Annotated in this window: 14 protein-coding genes; 1 reads left to right on the top strand and 13 read right to left on the bottom strand. The window is 50.8% G+C overall.

Annotated features, from left to right (window positions below; genetic code table 11):
* Positions 1-20 precede the first annotated feature (20 nt).
* Entirely contained in the window at positions 21-989 is a 969-nt protein-coding gene (locus G358_RS0103935) for a COX15/CtaA family protein (RefSeq protein ID WP_019635895.1), read from the bottom strand.
* 225 nt (positions 990-1,214) lie between these two features.
* Entirely contained in the window at positions 1,215-1,577 is a 363-nt protein-coding gene (locus tag G358_RS0103930) for a thioredoxin family protein (protein WP_019635894.1), read from the bottom strand.
* Positions 1,578-1,963: 386 nt separating this feature from the next.
* Between G358_RS0103930 and G358_RS0103925 the strand changes: the two genes are divergently transcribed.
* Positions 1,964-3,253 carry a DUF2515 family protein gene (locus G358_RS0103925; RefSeq protein WP_019635893.1) on the top strand — a complete coding sequence of 430 codons (1,290 nt, stop codon included), beginning with the start codon at positions 1,964-1,966 and terminating at the stop codon, positions 3,251-3,253.
* A 106-nt stretch (positions 3,254-3,359) separates the two neighbouring features.
* Here the strand turns inward: G358_RS0103925 and G358_RS0103920 are convergent, their stop codons facing one another.
* From G358_RS0103920 to G358_RS0103870, 11 genes are all read right to left on the bottom strand, one after another.
* The gene (locus tag G358_RS0103920) at positions 3,360-4,985 is read right to left on the bottom strand and encodes a putative polysaccharide biosynthesis protein (RefSeq protein ID WP_019635892.1); all 1,626 of its coding nucleotides are present in this window, start codon (positions 4,983-4,985) and stop codon (positions 3,360-3,362) included.
* A 55-nt stretch (positions 4,986-5,040) separates the two neighbouring features.
* The gene (locus G358_RS0103915; protein ID WP_019635891.1) at positions 5,041-5,526 is read right to left on the bottom strand and encodes a DUF456 domain-containing protein; all 486 of its coding nucleotides are present in this window, start codon (positions 5,524-5,526) and stop codon (positions 5,041-5,043) included.
* Positions 5,527-5,533: 7 nt separating this feature from the next.
* Positions 5,534-6,277 (bottom strand): Cof-type HAD-IIB family hydrolase, encoded by a 744-nt coding sequence (locus G358_RS0103910; RefSeq protein ID WP_019635890.1) that lies wholly within the window; start codon positions 6,275-6,277, stop codon positions 5,534-5,536.
* 197 nt (positions 6,278-6,474) lie between these two features.
* Complete coding sequence (locus G358_RS0103905; protein WP_019635889.1) at positions 6,475-6,924, bottom strand: GNAT family N-acetyltransferase; 450 nt, start codon at positions 6,922-6,924, stop codon at positions 6,475-6,477.
* A gap of 172 nt (positions 6,925-7,096) precedes the next feature.
* Positions 7,097-7,978 carry a metal ABC transporter permease gene (locus G358_RS0103900; protein WP_019635888.1) on the bottom strand — a complete coding sequence of 294 codons (882 nt, stop codon included), beginning with the start codon at positions 7,976-7,978 and terminating at the stop codon, positions 7,097-7,099.
* Positions 7,978-8,937, bottom strand: a complete 960-nt coding sequence (locus G358_RS0103895; RefSeq protein ID WP_019635887.1) for a metal ABC transporter permease — start codon at positions 8,935-8,937, stop codon at positions 7,978-7,980. Before G358_RS0103895 ends, G358_RS0103900 begins: the two co-directional genes overlap by 1 nt.
* Positions 8,938-8,942: 5 nt before the next feature.
* Positions 8,943-9,701 carry a metal ABC transporter ATP-binding protein gene (locus G358_RS0103890; RefSeq protein WP_019635886.1) on the bottom strand — a complete coding sequence of 253 codons (759 nt, stop codon included), beginning with the start codon at positions 9,699-9,701 and terminating at the stop codon, positions 8,943-8,945.
* Positions 9,702-9,746: 45 nt separating this feature from the next.
* The gene (locus tag G358_RS0103885) at positions 9,747-10,721 is read right to left on the bottom strand and encodes a metal ABC transporter solute-binding protein, Zn/Mn family (protein WP_019635885.1); all 975 of its coding nucleotides are present in this window, start codon (positions 10,719-10,721) and stop codon (positions 9,747-9,749) included.
* A gap of 345 nt (positions 10,722-11,066) precedes the next feature.
* Complete coding sequence (locus G358_RS0103880; protein ID WP_019635884.1) at positions 11,067-13,109, bottom strand: peptidoglycan D,D-transpeptidase FtsI family protein; 2,043 nt, start codon at positions 13,107-13,109, stop codon at positions 11,067-11,069.
* 224 nt (positions 13,110-13,333) lie between these two features.
* Complete coding sequence (locus G358_RS0103875; RefSeq protein ID WP_019635883.1) at positions 13,334-15,382, bottom strand: peptidoglycan D,D-transpeptidase FtsI family protein; 2,049 nt, start codon at positions 15,380-15,382, stop codon at positions 13,334-13,336.
* Positions 15,383-15,525: 143 nt separating this feature from the next.
* Positions 15,526-16,674, bottom strand: coding sequence for a transglutaminase domain-containing protein (locus tag G358_RS0103870; RefSeq protein WP_019635882.1), 1,149 nt, complete (start codon positions 16,672-16,674; stop codon positions 15,526-15,528).
* Positions 16,675-16,679: the final 5 nt, after the last annotated feature.

Genomic DNA, 16,679 nt, shown 5'->3' with positions numbered 1-16,679 from the left:
ATCCTCGCTTCCTGGAATGATTATGACTGCACCGTATGCACGCCTTCGCCTTGGCTCTTCCCGTCCCCTAAGCGGCTCATCTGCCATGTCCTTACGCTTAAATAAGACAGCACCCCGAACAAAGCAGCCAAAACGACGATATGGGCCAGCGATGTAAACAAGTAAACATGGTAATTGTTCATCGTGAACACAATGCTTGCGCCCGTAAAAACTTGAATGACAGCCAGAATCGTTCCCGCTAAGCCAAGTGTGCGGACTTCCCGGTTATCGGGATATCTCCAGAAGGCAACGTGTCCTATCAGGGCGATAAGTAAAAGCAGCAGAGCCGCCGCTACCCGGTGCAAAAAGGCAATGCCCACGCCCCCGGACAATTCCGGGATAAGCTCTCCGTTACAGAGCGGCCATCCCGTGCACCCGCCAGCCGAATCCGTGTGGCTTACATAAGCGCCAAGATATACAACGATATAAGTGTAGGCCGTCGTTGCCCATACCCAATTTCGAAACCGCAAAGATACGCGCGCGCGCGGAGCTGTTGGCGGGCTTCCTTGCCTGATCTCGTCTTCGCGTATGCCGAGTACAAGCATGACCGAGCTGGCAAAAGCGATCAGTGAAAAGCCAAAGTGCAGCGCCATCACCGCGGAGGACGTCGGATTTATGACAGCCATCGCGCCCATAAACGCCTGGACCATGACGAAAATCAGCGCCAGCAGCGCATAAAGCTGCAGGTCGCGGCGGTTTTTACGGTATTTCCAAAAGGCGACGAACGCAGCGACGGAAAGTAAACCCGCAGCTCCGCTAACCGCCCTGTGCGAGTATTCAATCATCGAGGCTAACGTATGCGCCGGAACGAATTTACCGTGGCAGAGCGGCCACTCATTGCCGCAGCCGAGTCCCGACTCCGTCTTGGTGACAACGCTTCCGCCTAGTGTAGCCAAAAACATGACCAAACAGGAAATATAAGCGATCCATTTCAGTTGCTTTGTGTTCAAAGGTTACTTCACCTGCAATTTCTGGATTAATAAGTACCGATTACACCCTAAATCATTCTTCATTATAACCGATAAGGAACATGCAGTCATAGTTAAACTGTGACAAAATGTTCAAAAATAAAACATCGCCTCCCCGTTAATTTAGGAGGCGATGTGATTTATGTTGTTGATTGCGTTATTTATTGTTGATTTCGTTATCTAAGTGAGGCATTTTATGCGCCAATGTTATTCTTTTCTCTCCGGTGTGTCATGCAAAGTATGATAAACAGCCAAAGCCTTATTCAAGAAATCCTCAATCTCTTCGCGCGATTTCCGCAGCTTATTGACGAATCGGACCAGCTCGCGTCCGTCCGTATACGCCACGAAGCTAGGAATTCCTAAAATGTTCTGCTCCTGGCTAACCTCGCCCACTTTGTCTACATCGACTTCGATGAGTGTTAAGCGGTCAGCGTATTTCTCCTCAACCTCCGGCATAAATGGATCGATAAACTTACAGTCACCACACCAGTCCGCCTTGAAGACGGCCACGATTAAATTGCTGGATTGAATGCTTACATTGAATTCCCCTGCGGATGCCACTTGTTTCACTTTAGCTCATTCCTTTCTCTTTCGCTCCGGATTGTTAGCACAAGTTCAAATTTTTGAAGGCCAGCGCTTTGAAGGATATTCTTTCCTAAAACGGCCTTTTTCTTTGGCCGATGTTCTGGCTCAGGCCGATGCTATAAACTTGGAACGGTCTACTTCTTTCGGCCTGCTTTCACATTAAACGGCTTTCTTTCTTTGGGCGGCCTTCTCACTCGACCGACCTCCGTCATGTCATGCAGCGAAGCACCGCGCGCTGGGAGATGCGCGCGGTTTGAACATCTTTTTTGTTTTGAATAACCTTCCTTTAGTCAAACAAATTGGAGAGTGGAAGTCAAATTTTTAGGCCATACTTTTAATAAAATGTGTGGATATTAAAGCGAGGAATTCACATGAAGCAGAATGAGCAGAATTTCCCTCCGGATAAACCTTCAGGCACGACTGCGGTCCAGCGTCTCAAACTGCTGCTGTTTCGCCTGCCATCGACGGTTCGCGAAGCCATCCGCTGTAAAGCGATGGACTTCACGCAATCTTCGAAGCTCCGCGAAAAGCGGCTTTCGCTAGGCTGGAACGAAGCTTCCGCCCGAACGGTGTCCGGTGAGATCGAAGAGCTGTTAAGGCGCGGTGCAGCATACCGCTCCCAGGATGAAGAGAAATGGACCTCTGCGGACCGGGAACTGGGCGAGGATATTTTAAAAGCAACGAGCCGGGCCGGTGTCAGCAACGTTACGCGCACCGCCGCTTATCTGGAATGCTATGAAGCATGCCCCGAGCTGCACTGGGCCTTCCTTGCCCATATGGTGTCCCGTAATGCCGGGTGGAACATGACGGATTTACGCGGCAGCCGGATGTCCGATGTAGTGGATGAAGAAGGCAAGCGGTCCATCTACCGTTTCCTCGAGCGCAGCAATGCGCTTATTTTTCAAGACGCCTACCCGCAATTGCTGCTGTACCGCAAAAGCCGCGAGCTCGGGACAAGCCAATTTCACCTGCTGCGCTATTTCAGCGTGTCGCGTTTTATGCGCCCCTTTTGGGAGCGGTTTTGGATTGACCGGGGGAGCGCGCTGCTGACAGTCGGGCTCATTATTAACGAACAGAACTATATCGAGCAGCGGGTTATCCAGCATCCTTTCTATCAGAGGCATGTGACGGAAAAGATGAATTTCCACCTGTACAGCCTATCAGGCCTGAATCAGGTCATCCTCCCCCTGCTGGAAGGCGCTGGGGTAACCCGTCTGGCCGGCCGAACCGTCACGGATTTCGGCAGCCTGCCCGCCCGCATCGCGTTAGGCAAAAGCCTTTACGCGATGCTCATGGGCCTGCGCGCTGTGCGCAGCGGCGCGCTGGCCTTTGCGCGAGCCGTGCCGCACACGGGCTCGCGTGCAGATTATTGGCCGGACATCTTCACGGCCAATAAAGAAGAAGCTCTGACCGCGCCCTTGCAGGGGTCAGAGCTTCTTGAGAGCGAGACGCTGCCGCCGGGCGAGCGTCTCTACAGCCCCAAGCTCCTTGATGCTTGGGGCGACACGCCTTATGAGCCAATATCCCGTGAGGATTGGCTCAAGGACACGGGCGCGCTGAACGGAATCAGCGCGCCTTCGACGCCGCTGCTGTGCGACATCAGTCGCGAGCACAGAGCCGGCGTGCTGAAGACGGCGCTCGCCCACGACGCCGCCGATTAGCGCTTCGCTGCGGGCTTACCGTAACTTTATGCGGCCACGGAGTTCCTGCAGGCTTACCGCAAACTGCCACTGGCTACCGCTGGCAGCAGTAAGCGTGCTAGCCGCCTTACCCGCGCTGTACGCCGCGCTGCAGCCGCATAAGCGGCGACAGCAGCTTGCGCAGCGGCGCAGGATACGTCGCCAGCTCGTCTCTCCGGACGACGCGCAGCAGGACTAGCAGGACTGGGTACAGCGCAACTACGGCAAGTCCGACAATGCAGCAGGTAATAAAGAAGGCCAGGCGAGCCGGAAGGATGGATACAAGCTGAATTCCCGCCTGGTTAAGGCCGTAGCCGGCACCGGACAGCAGGACTACCGTCAGCAGGAAGCCTCCCCAGCGGCTGCCCATAATCGAGAATGTAACGATCTGCTTCATCGTTCGGATGTTAAGCAGCGTAATGACGAGGAAGCAGAGTATCGTCGCCGTGATAATGCCATAAATGCCCCATACAGGAGCGAGAAGCAGACTTCCCGCCAGCTTCACCGCCACACCGATCCCGACATGAATCATCGATAAATTCACCTTGTTAATACCGATTAAAATCGAATTGCTGATCATCATCGTAATTTGAAATATCGTGCCAAAGGTCAGCAAGGCGACGATGCTGCTGCCGTCGCGTGTACTGAACAGCAGGCCGTTAACCGAATACGCTGCTGTACTCAGGGCAATGATCACCGGCATTCCCGTCAGGACAGACACCCGCAAAGCCATCGTTACTTGCCGGTTGAGATGTTCCTCGTCCTTCCTGGCAAACGCCGCCGATATGATCGGCAGCAGCGACGTGCTTAATGCGATCGCCAAAATCGGCGGAATTCCGGCGATCATCTGGGCCCGGGTGCCGAGTATGCCCAGCAGGTTGGTCGCCTCTTCCAGGCCGACCTGCTGGCCGAGCAGAGGCTTTAGAATGGAACCGTCAATGAAATAGACCGCAGGCACAGCGAGCGAGGTCAGGACGATCGGAATCGACAGCTTGAATATTTCCGCATATATTTTAGAGAATGGCAGCCGGTTCGGATCATCTTTAGCCCGAGGCAGTCCCTCACTGCGGTCGCGGCGCTTCGTCCTAAAGTGGTAATAGAGCATGACTAGCAATGCGGCCACGCCGCCAAGCACCGCGCCGAACGTAGCCGCTGCGGCAATTTCTTCCCCTTTGGCATTCATGTAATAGAGCATGAAGCCCAGCGCCAGCCCGGAGCCAACACGGATAATTTGTTCAATGACCTGGGAGACCCCACCGGCGATCATAATGTTACGGCCTTGGAGATAACCGCGAATGATCGCGATAACCGGAAATATGAGCAGTGCCGGGGCCAGCGCCTGAATTGCAATCGCCGCCTCCGGCACTCTGGAAGCCGCCGCATAGTAAGGGGCAGCAAAATACAGAAATAACGACATAATGATGCCCATGACAGCTGCAAACCAGAGAGCAGCCTGGTATACCCGCTCCGATTCAGCAGGACGATCGAGAGCATGCCGCTCGGAAACCATCCGGCTTAACGTACTGGGCAATCCAGCCGTAGCCAAAGGCAGCAGCACAAAATATACGCCGTTAGCCAGAGTATAAGAAGCATTTCCAACCGACCCCATAATATGCTCTAAGGGCACCCTCTGAAACAGTCCGAGCAATCTGGCAATAAGAGCGGCTGCGGTAAGAATTAAAGTTCCTTTAACAAAAGACTCTTTCTTGGACAACGAAATTTCCTTCTTTCCATTTCATTAAGCACTGTAGCCGGCCCATCCGGGGAGCCTAAAAAAGGACAATCCAGATGATGAACAGAACGATCATAGCCAGCTGCAGCACAATTTTGACAACCATGCTGCCGAGCAGGCCGATTACGGAGCCGACACCGACTTTGAAAGACTTTGCAAGCGGCTCCCCTCGGATTAATTCCCCGATCATCGCTCCGATCAGCGGCCCCAAAACAAGCCCGAAGGCAGGAATGACAAAGGGACCGACTATAATGCCGATCGTACTTAGCCAGACGGACAGCTTGCTGCCCCCGAACTTCTTGACGCCCCAAGCACCAACCGCATAATCTGCCACCAACAGAGCGGCGACGATAAACGTCTGGACAATCCAGAACACAGGGCCCAGCTCCTGGAACGAGAAAAACCACCCATAAACGAAAAAGGCGAAATAAATCGCCAGTACTCCCGGAAGAACAGGAAACACCGCCCCAGCCATCCCGATGGCAAAAAGGGCGATCACAATAATCCAGCCGAGTATATCCAAAGGCGGATCACTCCTCCGTCAAAATATAATCGCGGATAATCAGGGCAATCCCGTCGTCATTGTTCGAAGCAGTTACAACATCGGCATTTTCCTTCACCGCGATCTGAGCATTTCCCATTGCAACACCAAGACCAGCTGCCTGAATAGCTGCCAGATCATTCAGGCTGTCCCCGACAGCGACGACCTCCGACATCTGGATGCCCAGCAGTTCGCAGACATGAGCTGCCCCAGTGGCCTTATTTACCCCTTGGGGATTGATCTCGAAATTATAGGGGGATGAGTTTGTGATTTCAAGTCCCTGCAAGTTCTGCAGCTCTATGTTAATCGCGTGGCGCAGCTCGTCATCCTTGGTGGTGAATCCGAATTTAAGCCATTGGTTCCGGTCCAGTAAGCTCGGGTCCCAGTTATCTTCCCTATATACGCCTTCCACGGCGTAGGCCCAAAAGTAGACGTCCTTCTCCCTTGCAATTTCATACATTTGTCCGATCAGCTTCTTATCGAAAAGCTCACGATGATATAGCTCATGCGGTGTCCGCCATACTTCACTGCCATTGACCGTAATCATCGGTGTCTCCAGACCGAGCTGTTCTCCGTAGGAAACGGCCTCATCATAGCTTCTTCCTGTCGACAGGCAGACGTGGACTCCCGCAGCCATCGCCTTGCGCAGCCACTCCTCCGTCTTCGGTGAAATATCATGATTGCTGGTCAACAAGGTTCCATCCATATCAAGCGCAAGCAATTTGTATTTCAATGCAGCTCCTCCATTCCTAAAATTCAATCTTTTTCTCTATATATCGCCATTCTATCATATTACGAAAGGACGACATAGAGCATGAATTTTCCGGAACAGCCTGATGACAGTCCGCACTCTGGCAGCCTCGTTTTTTATTTCTAAATATACCCATTAAATATAACTTTTCTAATATCACAATTCTAAAAACTCGCAGTCTAATTTCGCTGCAGTTCAGTGATGAACACGCCCGGCGCCACTTCAACATCTCTAACCTGCCGGAATCCGAATGCTTGATATAAGCCCTTGGCTGGAAAATTCAACGCTCCTGTACTTACCCGGATCTTCCGGCCGCCAGCAATTTTCTCTACGACATGCTTCACCAGCACGGTGGCGATTTTTTTGCGAAAATGATCAGGGTGCACGACGAGCCTGCATATTTCAACCTCCTGCTCCGTTTCCTCATAGGAGATGAAAGCTGCCAGCTCCTCATCTATATAGTGTCCCACGAACTGTTCCCGGCATTCCATAATGCTCTCAACCGTATCCAGCAGCTGTGGGATACCATCATAACCGATCAGCTCCGCCTCAACCCGGTAGGCCGGGATTTGCACCGCAATCATTTTCTTGGCCGTATCGTTATCCGTGACATCCAGCTTGATTAACAAATGCTAACCTCCTCTGCACTACATTATTTAGTAATAACAATACATTACCAGTTTATAAACATTCAACTTAGAAAATAAAAAAAAGCCGAATCCCGAAATTCATCTGGAATTCGACCTTTTTCATCAATAACAGGACTATCCATTAAACGGACTATCTATGTCCAGCTTTAATTTAGATGGTGACCGACTTCATGCGCCGCCGTTTGCTTAGGCGGGCCACCAGCCCGTGATGCGGAGAGAATAGAAAGGCCAGGAGAAACAGCAGCCCGGCTGCCGAAATCATCGAGCCAGCAATGGAGGCGTCCAGCCATTTGGCGAAGTAATAGCCTCCGGCAGAGCTAAGCGCCCCGATAAGAACGCTGTACAATAACATCATGCTTAAGCGGTCGGTTAACAAATATGCCGTAGAGGCGGGAACGATCAGCATGCCAACGACCAGAATCGCCCCCACACTTTCGAAAGAAGCGACCGTAGAGAGGGAGACAAGGCCCATTAGCAAGTAATGGAACAATGCGACGGGAATTCCTACTGCCGCTGCCAGCGCCGGATCGAACGCGCATATTTTGAACTGCTTGTAGAAAAGCCCGATCACAAACAGGACGATGAACAGCGTAATGCCGAGAAACCAGATAGCAGCAGGCCCCATATCATAACCGCCGATAATAAGCGTATCCCATTGTACATAAGCAATCTCACCAAACAGTACGCAATCGAGATCGAGATCAATGTTCGAGGCGTTGCGGCTGATCATGATTACACCAATCGCAAAGAGTGCGGTAAATACGATGCCGATGGAGGCGTCCGACTGCAGTCCGCCCTGCTGCAGCAATTGAATCAGAAACACCGTAATAAGCCCCAGCACAGCGGCGCCAAACATCATGAGCAGAGAATCACGCGACCCGCTAATCATAAAGGCGATGGCAATCCCCGGCAAAACAGAGTGGCTGATCGCATCGCCCACGAGCGACATTTTGCGCAATACAAGAAAGCAGCCTAGAATGCCGCTCGTAGCGGCCACAAGCGTACCTGTGAGGATAATCCAAAAGTCCGTCATCAGTCCATCCTCCTTTCGGCTCGATGATGACTTATCATCGATGTCGCCGTATGGACTTCCAGACTGCTTTGCACTTCTTGGCGCGTGCGGATACGGCGCAGCCATTTCGCTAGCAGCCCTCTGCGCGGCGCAAATAAAATCGATACGGTAAAGAGCGCGGTTGCAGCCAGCACCGTCACGGGCCCAGTCGGCAAATTGGACAGCGTCGAGCTGATTAATGTGCCGGCAACTCCCGATAAAGCGCCGAACACGCCTGCAAGAACAACCATCACGCCGAGTGTGTCCGTCCAATAACGCGCCGCCACCGCCGGCGTAATCAATAGAGCCGCAACGAGAACGACGCCGACAGCCTGAATGCCTACAACGACGGCTATAACCGTGAGCAGGAGCAGCAATTGCTCATACAGGCCCACCTTCATTCCCATGCCGCGGGCAAAGCCCGGATCAAAGCTTACAAGCTTGAATTCCTTAAACAATAGCGCACAAATAAGGACGAGCATGATGGAGACAGCTCCCATTAAGTAGACATCAGATAACATCATGGAAGCGGCCTGCCCAAACATATATTTATCCAGCCCGCTTTGATTGCCATTGCCGCTATGCTGAATTTTGGTCATAAGCACGACTCCGACGCCGAAAAAGACGGTAAGTATTATTCCTAAAGCTGCGTCCTGCTTTATCCGCGAATAACGAGTAATGAAATGAATTCCGAAAGTGGCTGCCATACCTGACAATATCGCCCCGATCATAAACAGTCCGACAGACTTGACCCCGCTCAGCATGAAGGCGATGCATATGCCGGGTAAAGCAGCGTGGGCCAATGCGTCTCCAAGCAGGCTCTGCTTACGCAAAAAGGTGAAGGAGCCAATCACTCCACTGCCTAAGCCAAGCAGCAAGGAGCCCATTAAAATCCATCTCATGTTCGGATCGCTAACCCATCCTAAAATAACTGAGATCATACCGATCACTCCATCCCTGCCGGTATAGCGGCAAAATCCTGAAGTATAGCAATCCGCCCGCCGTACGTTTTCTGTAGATTTGGCGGAGTGAACGTTTCCTCCGTCTCTCCCTCCGCAACCAATTGTCCATTCAGCAGGATAACATGATCAAAATACTCCTTCACGGTTGAGAGGTCATGATGGACGACAAGCACGGTCCTGCCCTGCTCCTTCAATTCATGAAGCAGCCCGATAATCGCTTTCTCCGTCGTAGCATCCACGCCTGCAAAGGGCTCATCCATGAAATAAAGCTGGGCGTTCTGCGCAAGTGCTCTAGCCAGAAACACCCTTTGCTGCTGTCCTCCTGACAGTTGGCTAATCTGCCGGCTGGCGTAATCCGCCATGCCTACCTTCGTCAAGCATTCCAATGCAATCCGCCGCTCCTCGGCACCCGGTCTGCGGAACCATCCTAAATGCCCGTAGCGCCCCATCATCACAACATCAAGCGCATTGGTTGGAAAATCCCAATCAACCGACTCCCGCTGCGGTACGTATCCGATTAACTTACGCTGCTGCTCGTACGACTTACCGTAAATTTTCACCTCGCCATCGACCTTCGGAAGCAAACCGAGCACCGCCTTCAACAATGTCGATTTTCCGGCCCCATTCGGCCCGAGCACACCGATCAGTTTCCCGGACGGGAGTTGAAAAGAAACGGAGCGCAGCACCGGCTTTTTCTGATAAGCCACCGTTAAATTGTTCACTTCCAGTGGATATGAATTCATCTGTTTTCGCTCCTTTATTTCTAGGCTATCTTCACGTCCTATATATTATTTCAATGCCTCTACAATGGTGTTAACATTATGGCGAACCATCTTGATATACGTATCAGCATCCGAGCCTGGCTCGCCCATGGAATCAGAATACAGCTCCCCGCCGATTTTAACGAGATGCCCTTTTTCCTTGGCCCCGGCAATGACGGCTTCCATCGCTTTGGGAGGAATGCTGGACTCTACGAATACCGCCTTGATTTTGTTCTCTACGAGGTAATCCCGCAGTTTACTGACATCCTTGGAGCCGTATTCAGCCGCCGTACTGATGCCCTGCAGCCCCATAACCTTCATTCCGTACGCATCGCCAAAATATCCGAAAGCATCATGCGCCGTAACCAGTACCCGGCCGGATTCAGGAATTTCGTTAATTTTCTCCTTAATCTCAGCATCGAGCGTATTCAACTGCTCAATGTATGCCTCTGCGTTCTGCCTGTACAGCTCCGCGTGTTCCGGATCATATTCAGCTAACGTATCCCGGACTGTTCCTGCAGCGGATATCCACAGCTTGACATCGAACCATATATGCGGGTCAAATTGCGTTCCGTTAATATCAGCTCCTGACCGAAGCAATGCTTCATCGATATGCTTGGAGACTGGGACCGTATACTTATGACGTTCCAGCTTCTTTAAAATTTCTGTCATTTTCCCTTCCAAATGCAGTCCGCCATAAAAAATAACGTCAGCTTCATCCAACTTTTGAATATCGCCTTGGGATGCTTTGAACAAATGCGGGTCGACCCCCGGGCGCATAAGCGCGACCACGTTTACTTCATCGCCCCCGACCTCCTGAACAAGATCAGCGATCATTCCCGTCGTCACCACCACCCGGATGACATCCTGATCCCCCGCACGCTTCGCTAGCATTCCATTGCCATCCACTTTGGAACATGCGGCAACTATAATCAACGCCAGAACACCAAGCGTCATTTTAAACCGCTGTAAAGGCCCTTTCTTCACCTTATACTGATTCATATAGCTCCCCTCCTAATCATCCAATTTATAATGTTAATTAAATTATTAAAAATCTAAGCTTCCCTGTGACTGTATCGTTAAATCGCTAATAGAGCTTTTGTTATGTTGAGCCACGGAATGCATGTTTCCCCAAACCTCATTTGTTTGTTTAGTAAAAAAATGTTTCCCTAGTGCAAATTTTAAACTATACATATGCAAAAAAGCAAGAGAAAATTTTTCTCCTGCTTGATTTTATAGTGATCTTGTTTAGCCGGTAACGCTTTTTCCGTCCTGCTCTGAACCTTTACCGTTCAGCTCTGTACTTTGACTGTTCCGCTTTGTACTTTATTCATGCTGTTTTGTATTTTAATCCTCTTGTTTTTCATTTAGCCCGCTCTGCTGCACAGCCTTCTTCGGCACGCCGTCCAGTCCGTACTCCTGATCGTATGCTTCAAAAATTTTGCGTGCAATCGGCGCCGCGCTCGTCGCACCAAATCCCCCCTCCGGGACAACGACTGCCACCGCAAGCTTTGGATTCTCCCGCGGGGCGAAGGCGATAAACACGCCATTATCGATCATTTTCCCTTTGCTATCCTGCTGGGAGGTTCCCGTCTTTCGGGCAAAATCATAGGGGAAGCCATTAAAAGCCGAAACATCCGTCTTCATCCCGCCGATGACTTCATTCCAATGCTCTTTCTTGAAATTCACCTCATTCAGCACTTTAGGCTCGTAGTTCCGGACTACATTCCCCTCGGCATCCGTAATTTTGCTGATAATGTGCGGCTCCATTCGTTTGCCGCGGCTCGCTAGGGTGGCGGTATACTGCGCTAATTGCAGGGTAGTATATTTCGCCTGCTGTCCGAAAGAGGAGTAGACCAGTCTGGCCAGTACCGTCTCCCCCTCATCCCGGTAATCAAGTATGCCATAGAACTCTCTCGGCAATTCAACGCCGGTCGCAACGCCTAATCCGAATTCTTTCATGTACTTATCCCACACTTCAATCCCATCAAGCTTATATTTGTTGTATAGCCTTTCTCCAACCATCTCAACCATGAAAGCATTCGACGATTTATAAATCGCCTTAGCCGGATCCAGCGGCCCGTAAGACACCCTTCCCGAGTTTTGGACGCTGGAGGAATCATTCCGCCCGAAGTAGGCTATTCCTCTGTCCGTGTAATGCTCATTCGTTGTAAATAACCCTTCATTCAATCCAATTAAAACGGACAATGGCTTAATCGTTGATCCGAGATATACCGTAGAGTCAAAATTATGTCCCGAGCGTCCCGAGCTTATCGACGTAATTGTCCCGTTCTGATAATTGTCTACGATTTGCTTCCAATCCTCACTGGAGATCCCGCCGCTCTGCCATACGTTGGTATCATAATCCGGCATACTGGCCATCGCCACTATATTCCCCGTCTCCACTTCCATTGCAACCGCATAACCCGTCTTGGCATCGGGATGCAGCTTGCCGGATACCCGGTTAGTGTGCAGCCATTTCAGCTGGTCAGTTATCGCCTGCTGGGCCGCCAGCTGCACGTTTTTATTAATATTCGTATGCAGATCATAGCCTTTCTCCGGGGCTATCACTTCGGAAATTCCGTTGGCCATGTTACGCGGATTAACCGGAACCTTCTTAAATCCGTTTTTGCCACGCAGCTCATTTTGAAAATACAACTCCAAGCCGTCATAGCCGACATTCTCCGTCTCCGTGTATTGTAAAGCCGGATCTGATTTTTCTTGTGCTCTGATCTCTTCATAGAAAGGTATAGATGTCGACGCATTTGCATATTTCCTCATATATCCCACCGTTTGGACGGCCACTCGGTCCGGATCGTAGTGCCGTATGCTTTCTTCTATGATCTCAATGCCCGGAAACTGATCCTTCCGTTCCAGGAAATAGGCAATTTCCTTCGTTGTCAGGTCAAGCTTAATTCGCCGCGGCTCGAAGCCGTTGGCTTTCCGGTATTCGAGGTCCAAGGCGTCAATGATTTCCTCCAGACTCATCTCTGGAGCATGAGGATCTCCATATTTGTCAAATGCCACCTTCAACTTCTCCGCCAAGGCGATCGCTTTCGGACGGTTCATCTTACCTTGCTTCGTATTACTGCTGTAGTCCTCCTGCAGCGTAATATACAAGGATTGAACGGGAGTCGAATAAGCTAGCTTCTCACCTCCTGCCGCATATATCGTTCCCCGGGTCGGCGGAAGCGGGACATCCTTTACTCTCAGCTCCGTACCTCTCTGGGCCAAGGTTGGACCTTCAACAAATTGCAAAATAGCTAGGCGAATAATGATGACCGTAAAAATAGCAAACGTGCTGAAAAAAAATAAATTTAGGCGAATATTGAAATGACGCTGCAATTCGGCATCCTGCTCAAAGGAATCCTTAGCATAACTGCTTTTCATATGACAAATCTCCACTTTTCATTAATATCTCATTACATGAAATAATTGTAACATGAAAAATAAACCAATTGCCAGAGATTTGAATTGAACGATCATCACCCGAGCAAATAGCCTTTGGCGCATACAAAGGGTGAAACAAGCCAAAAGAGCGGCTCCCCTGATCGTAACGATCGGAAAGCCGCTCTATATTTATGCCTGACTACTCAAACGAACGGAATCTGCCGCTAATTTCCGTCCGTTTCCTGTCCGGTTGCCGATTGTTTTGTTTTCTTCGGCACGCCGTCCAATCCATATTCCTGATCGTAAGCATCGAAGATTTTCCGTGCGATCGGCGCGGCGCTCATCGAACCGAATCCACCCTCAGGAACAACGACCGCCACCGCCAGCTTCGGATTCTCCCGTGGAGCAAAGGCGATAAATACTCCGTTGTCAATCATTTTACCGCGGTAAGCCTGCTCAGAGGTTCCCGTCTTTCGGGCAAAATCATAAGGGAAGCCGTTGAATGCGGAGACGTCCGTCTTCATGCCGCTGATAACTTCATTCCAGTGTTCCTTCTTAAAGTCCACTTCATTCAGCACTTTAGGCTCGAACTCCTTGACGATATTGCCGTCGGAATCGGTAATTTTGCTGACGAGATGCGGCTCCATCCGTTTGCCGCGGCTGGCCAGTGTCGCTGTAAATTGGGCCAACTGCATAGCCGTATATTTCCCCTGCTGGCCGAAAGAGGCATAGACCAGTCTCGCCAGCGCCGTCTCGTTCTCGTCCTTGTATTCGAGCTTGCCCAAATATTCGGAGGGCAAATCGATCCCGGTCGATACGCCAAGTCCGAAGTCCTTCATGTATTTATCCCAAACATCGATTCCTTCGGCCCCGTATTTGTTATATAACCTCTTCCCAACCATATCGACCATAAAGGTATTCGAGGATTTATAAATTGCCTTAGATGGATCCAGCGGGCCATAAGCATGGCTGCCGGAGTTCCGCACTCTGGAGGAATCATTCCGCCCGAAATACGCAATTCCTCTGTCCGTGTAATAATCATTCGTCGAGAAAAGCCCTTCGTTCAGCCCAATGAGCACGGATAGCGGCTTGATCGTTGAGCCAAGCAGTATCGTCGATTCGAAGTTATGGCCCGAGCGGCCAGAACCGAACGGCGTTATCGTCCCGTTCTTATAACTGTTCTCGATTTGCTTCCATATATCACCGGTTACTCCGCCGCTCTTCCATACGTTGGAATCATAATCGGGCATGCTGGCCATGGCAATAATATTGCCGGTTTCTACTTCCATCGCCACGGCGTAGCCCGTTTTGGCGTTGGGATGCAGCTTGCCGGATACCGGATTGCTGTGCAGCCACTTAAGCTGATCGGTAATCGCCTGCTGGGCAGTCAATTGGACGTTCTTATTGATCGTCGTATGCAAATCATGGCCCTTCTGTGGAGCTGTCAATTCCGGAATGCCCGAAGCCATGTTGCGCGGATCAATCGGAACGCTCTTATATCCGTTCTTTCCGCGCAGTTCATGCTGGTATTGCATCTCCAAACCATCGAAGCCCACAAATTCCTCCGGCGTATATTCCAGTCCTGGATCCTTATTCTCCGATGCCATCGTTTCCCTGACCGAATCATACCAGGACACATCCATCGTGGAGCTGAACTTCCGCAGGTAACCGATCGTCTGGACGGCAACCCGCTCCTCATCATAGTGGCGGATACTCTCCTCCACAATGTCGATTCCCGGGAACTGATCCTTCCGCTCGAGGAAATAAGCGACTTCCTGATCTGTCAGATCGATCTTGATACGGCGGGGCGCGAAGCCGTTGGCTCGCCGGTACTCCAAATCCATCGCATCGACAATGTCTTCGTGCGTCATCGGCGTTCCATTCGGATCACCGTATTTATCGAAGGCCTCCTTTAGCTTCTCGGCCAAGGCTATCGCCTCGGGGCGATTCTCTTTCCCCCGGTTCGTACTCTTGCTGTAGTCCTTCTGCAGCGTAATATACAAGGATTGAACTGGCGTCGAATAAGCCAGCCTCTCCCCTCCTGCCGCATAAATCGTCCCCCGGCTCGGTGGAAGCGGAACATCCTTCACTCTTAGAGAGGTTCCCTGCTGGGCAAGCGTCGGCCCCTCGACAAACTGCAAAATGGCCAACCGAACAATGATTACCGTAAAGATCGCAAAGGCACTGAAGAAGAACAAATTAAGTCGAATATTAAAATGGCGCTGCAGCTCGATTTCCTGCTCCTGCGGATCTTCCGAATAAACTTTTTTCATTGCTTAAAATCTCACTTTCTTATATTAAAACGAATAGAGACGATTCATTAGATCGCCTGTTGAAGTCTCACTTTTTCACACGATTATTGTATCATACCGCCCTGGGGAAATGCGAAATTGTTCGGCTTTCCCAACAGCTTCCACTAAATAATTTTGTCCGCAATATGCGTTTCGTCAAAGGCCGGGGAATTAAACCAATCCCCGCTGCCCGCCCATGTCGCATCGAGCGGGATCCAGGCCCCTTTCTCGGTCAAAAACACTTCATTCCAGGCATGCGGACCATATCCTCCCTGGCCGTCATATCCAAGACCGGTCACTACTTTAACTTGCAGGCCCTGAGAACGGGCCATTACGGCATATAACCGGGAATAATCGATGCATACTCCCCGCTTGCTGTCAAAGGTCATCTGCGGCGTCTGTTCATGCCAGATGCCCTTCTCTTCATAATCTTTTACCTTGTCATAGTCATACTTTACTCTTGTGCCAATCCACTTATACAGCAAATAGGCCTTTTCCTCATCGCTAGCCGCATCTTCTGTAATTTGTGCAGCGGCTTCTTCAATATTCCGGGGAATTTCCGCATCGATAACCTCATAACGCCGCTGCAGAATGCCGTTAAGCTCTTCCTCCACCCCCCGGGTAAATACCGGGAGCTTATCTTTGATCAAATCACCGGATATCGGCTCAATAATCGTCTCAGCTACATGCCGGTATACAGGGGAAGCTTCAATATACCGGCTGAATCCGCTATTCGGGAACAAGGCGGTAACAATGAACAGCATAGCGATAATCAGCAGGCACCGCACTGCTCCAATAACTGAACCGATCCCGGCCCCAGTCAAGCGGCTAAGCCAAGAGGAGTCTCCTTCCCTGCCAAATGCCAATCGTCCGAATAGCGGGCCCCCGAATGCAAAGGCACAAATAAGCCCCATAATAGAACGTATCAGCCAGTAACTGAGTATGAATACTACAGCAAAGCGCAGGAGCGGAAAATCCCCTACAGCGGTCAGCAGCGTATAATAAAGCTGCTCCCATTTCGATAGCTCCCGGACTGGAGCAGTAATACCGCCTGCCCACTTCTGCACTTGAGGAGAAATCCATAACGAAAACGGAATGGAAGCAGCTAGGCTTAATAAAGACAATAGTCCTCCGCTAAATAGGGTAAATAGCCGGCCGGCCGAACGGGAAGCCCCGCGCAGCAGCCCCTGTATGACCGATATCAGCATAATCAGCATGAGCAAGGCGGTAATCATGTTGTATTCCCGCAAACTGTCCATCCAGACCTCCGTCATGTCCG

Source organism: Paenibacillus fonticola DSM 21315, assembly GCF_000381905.1.
GTDB classification, from domain to species: Bacteria; Bacillota; Bacilli; order Paenibacillales; family Paenibacillaceae; genus Fontibacillus; species Fontibacillus fonticola.
This window is presented reverse-complemented; position numbering and strand designations above follow the sequence as displayed.

Bases quoted from the DNA above. Each gene is read 5' to 3' on its own strand.
- G358_RS0103890 (WP_019635886.1), bottom strand. From the start codon at position 9,701: ATGAATTCATATCCACTGGAAGTGAACAATTTAACGGTGGCTTATCAG.
- G358_RS0103875 (WP_019635883.1), bottom strand. From the start codon at position 15,382: ATGAAAAAAGTTTATTCGGAAGATCCGCAGGAGCAGGAAATCGAGCTG.
- G358_RS0103885 (WP_019635885.1), bottom strand. From the start codon at position 10,721: ATGAATCAGTATAAGGTGAAGAAAGGGCCTTTACAGCGGTTTAAAATG.
- G358_RS0103895 (WP_019635887.1), bottom strand. From the start codon at position 8,937: ATGATCTCAGTTATTTTAGGATGGGTTAGCGATCCGAACATGAGATGG.
- G358_RS0103925 (WP_019635893.1), top strand. From the start codon at position 1,964: ATGAAGCAGAATGAGCAGAATTTCCCTCCGGATAAACCTTCAGGCACG.
- G358_RS0103870 (WP_019635882.1), bottom strand. From the start codon at position 16,674: ATGACGGAGGTCTGGATGGACAGTTTGCGGGAATACAACATGATTACC.
- G358_RS0103900 (WP_019635888.1), bottom strand. From the start codon at position 7,978: ATGACGGACTTTTGGATTATCCTCACAGGTACGCTTGTGGCCGCTACG.
- G358_RS0103880 (WP_019635884.1), bottom strand. From the start codon at position 13,109: ATGAAAAGCAGTTATGCTAAGGATTCCTTTGAGCAGGATGCCGAATTG.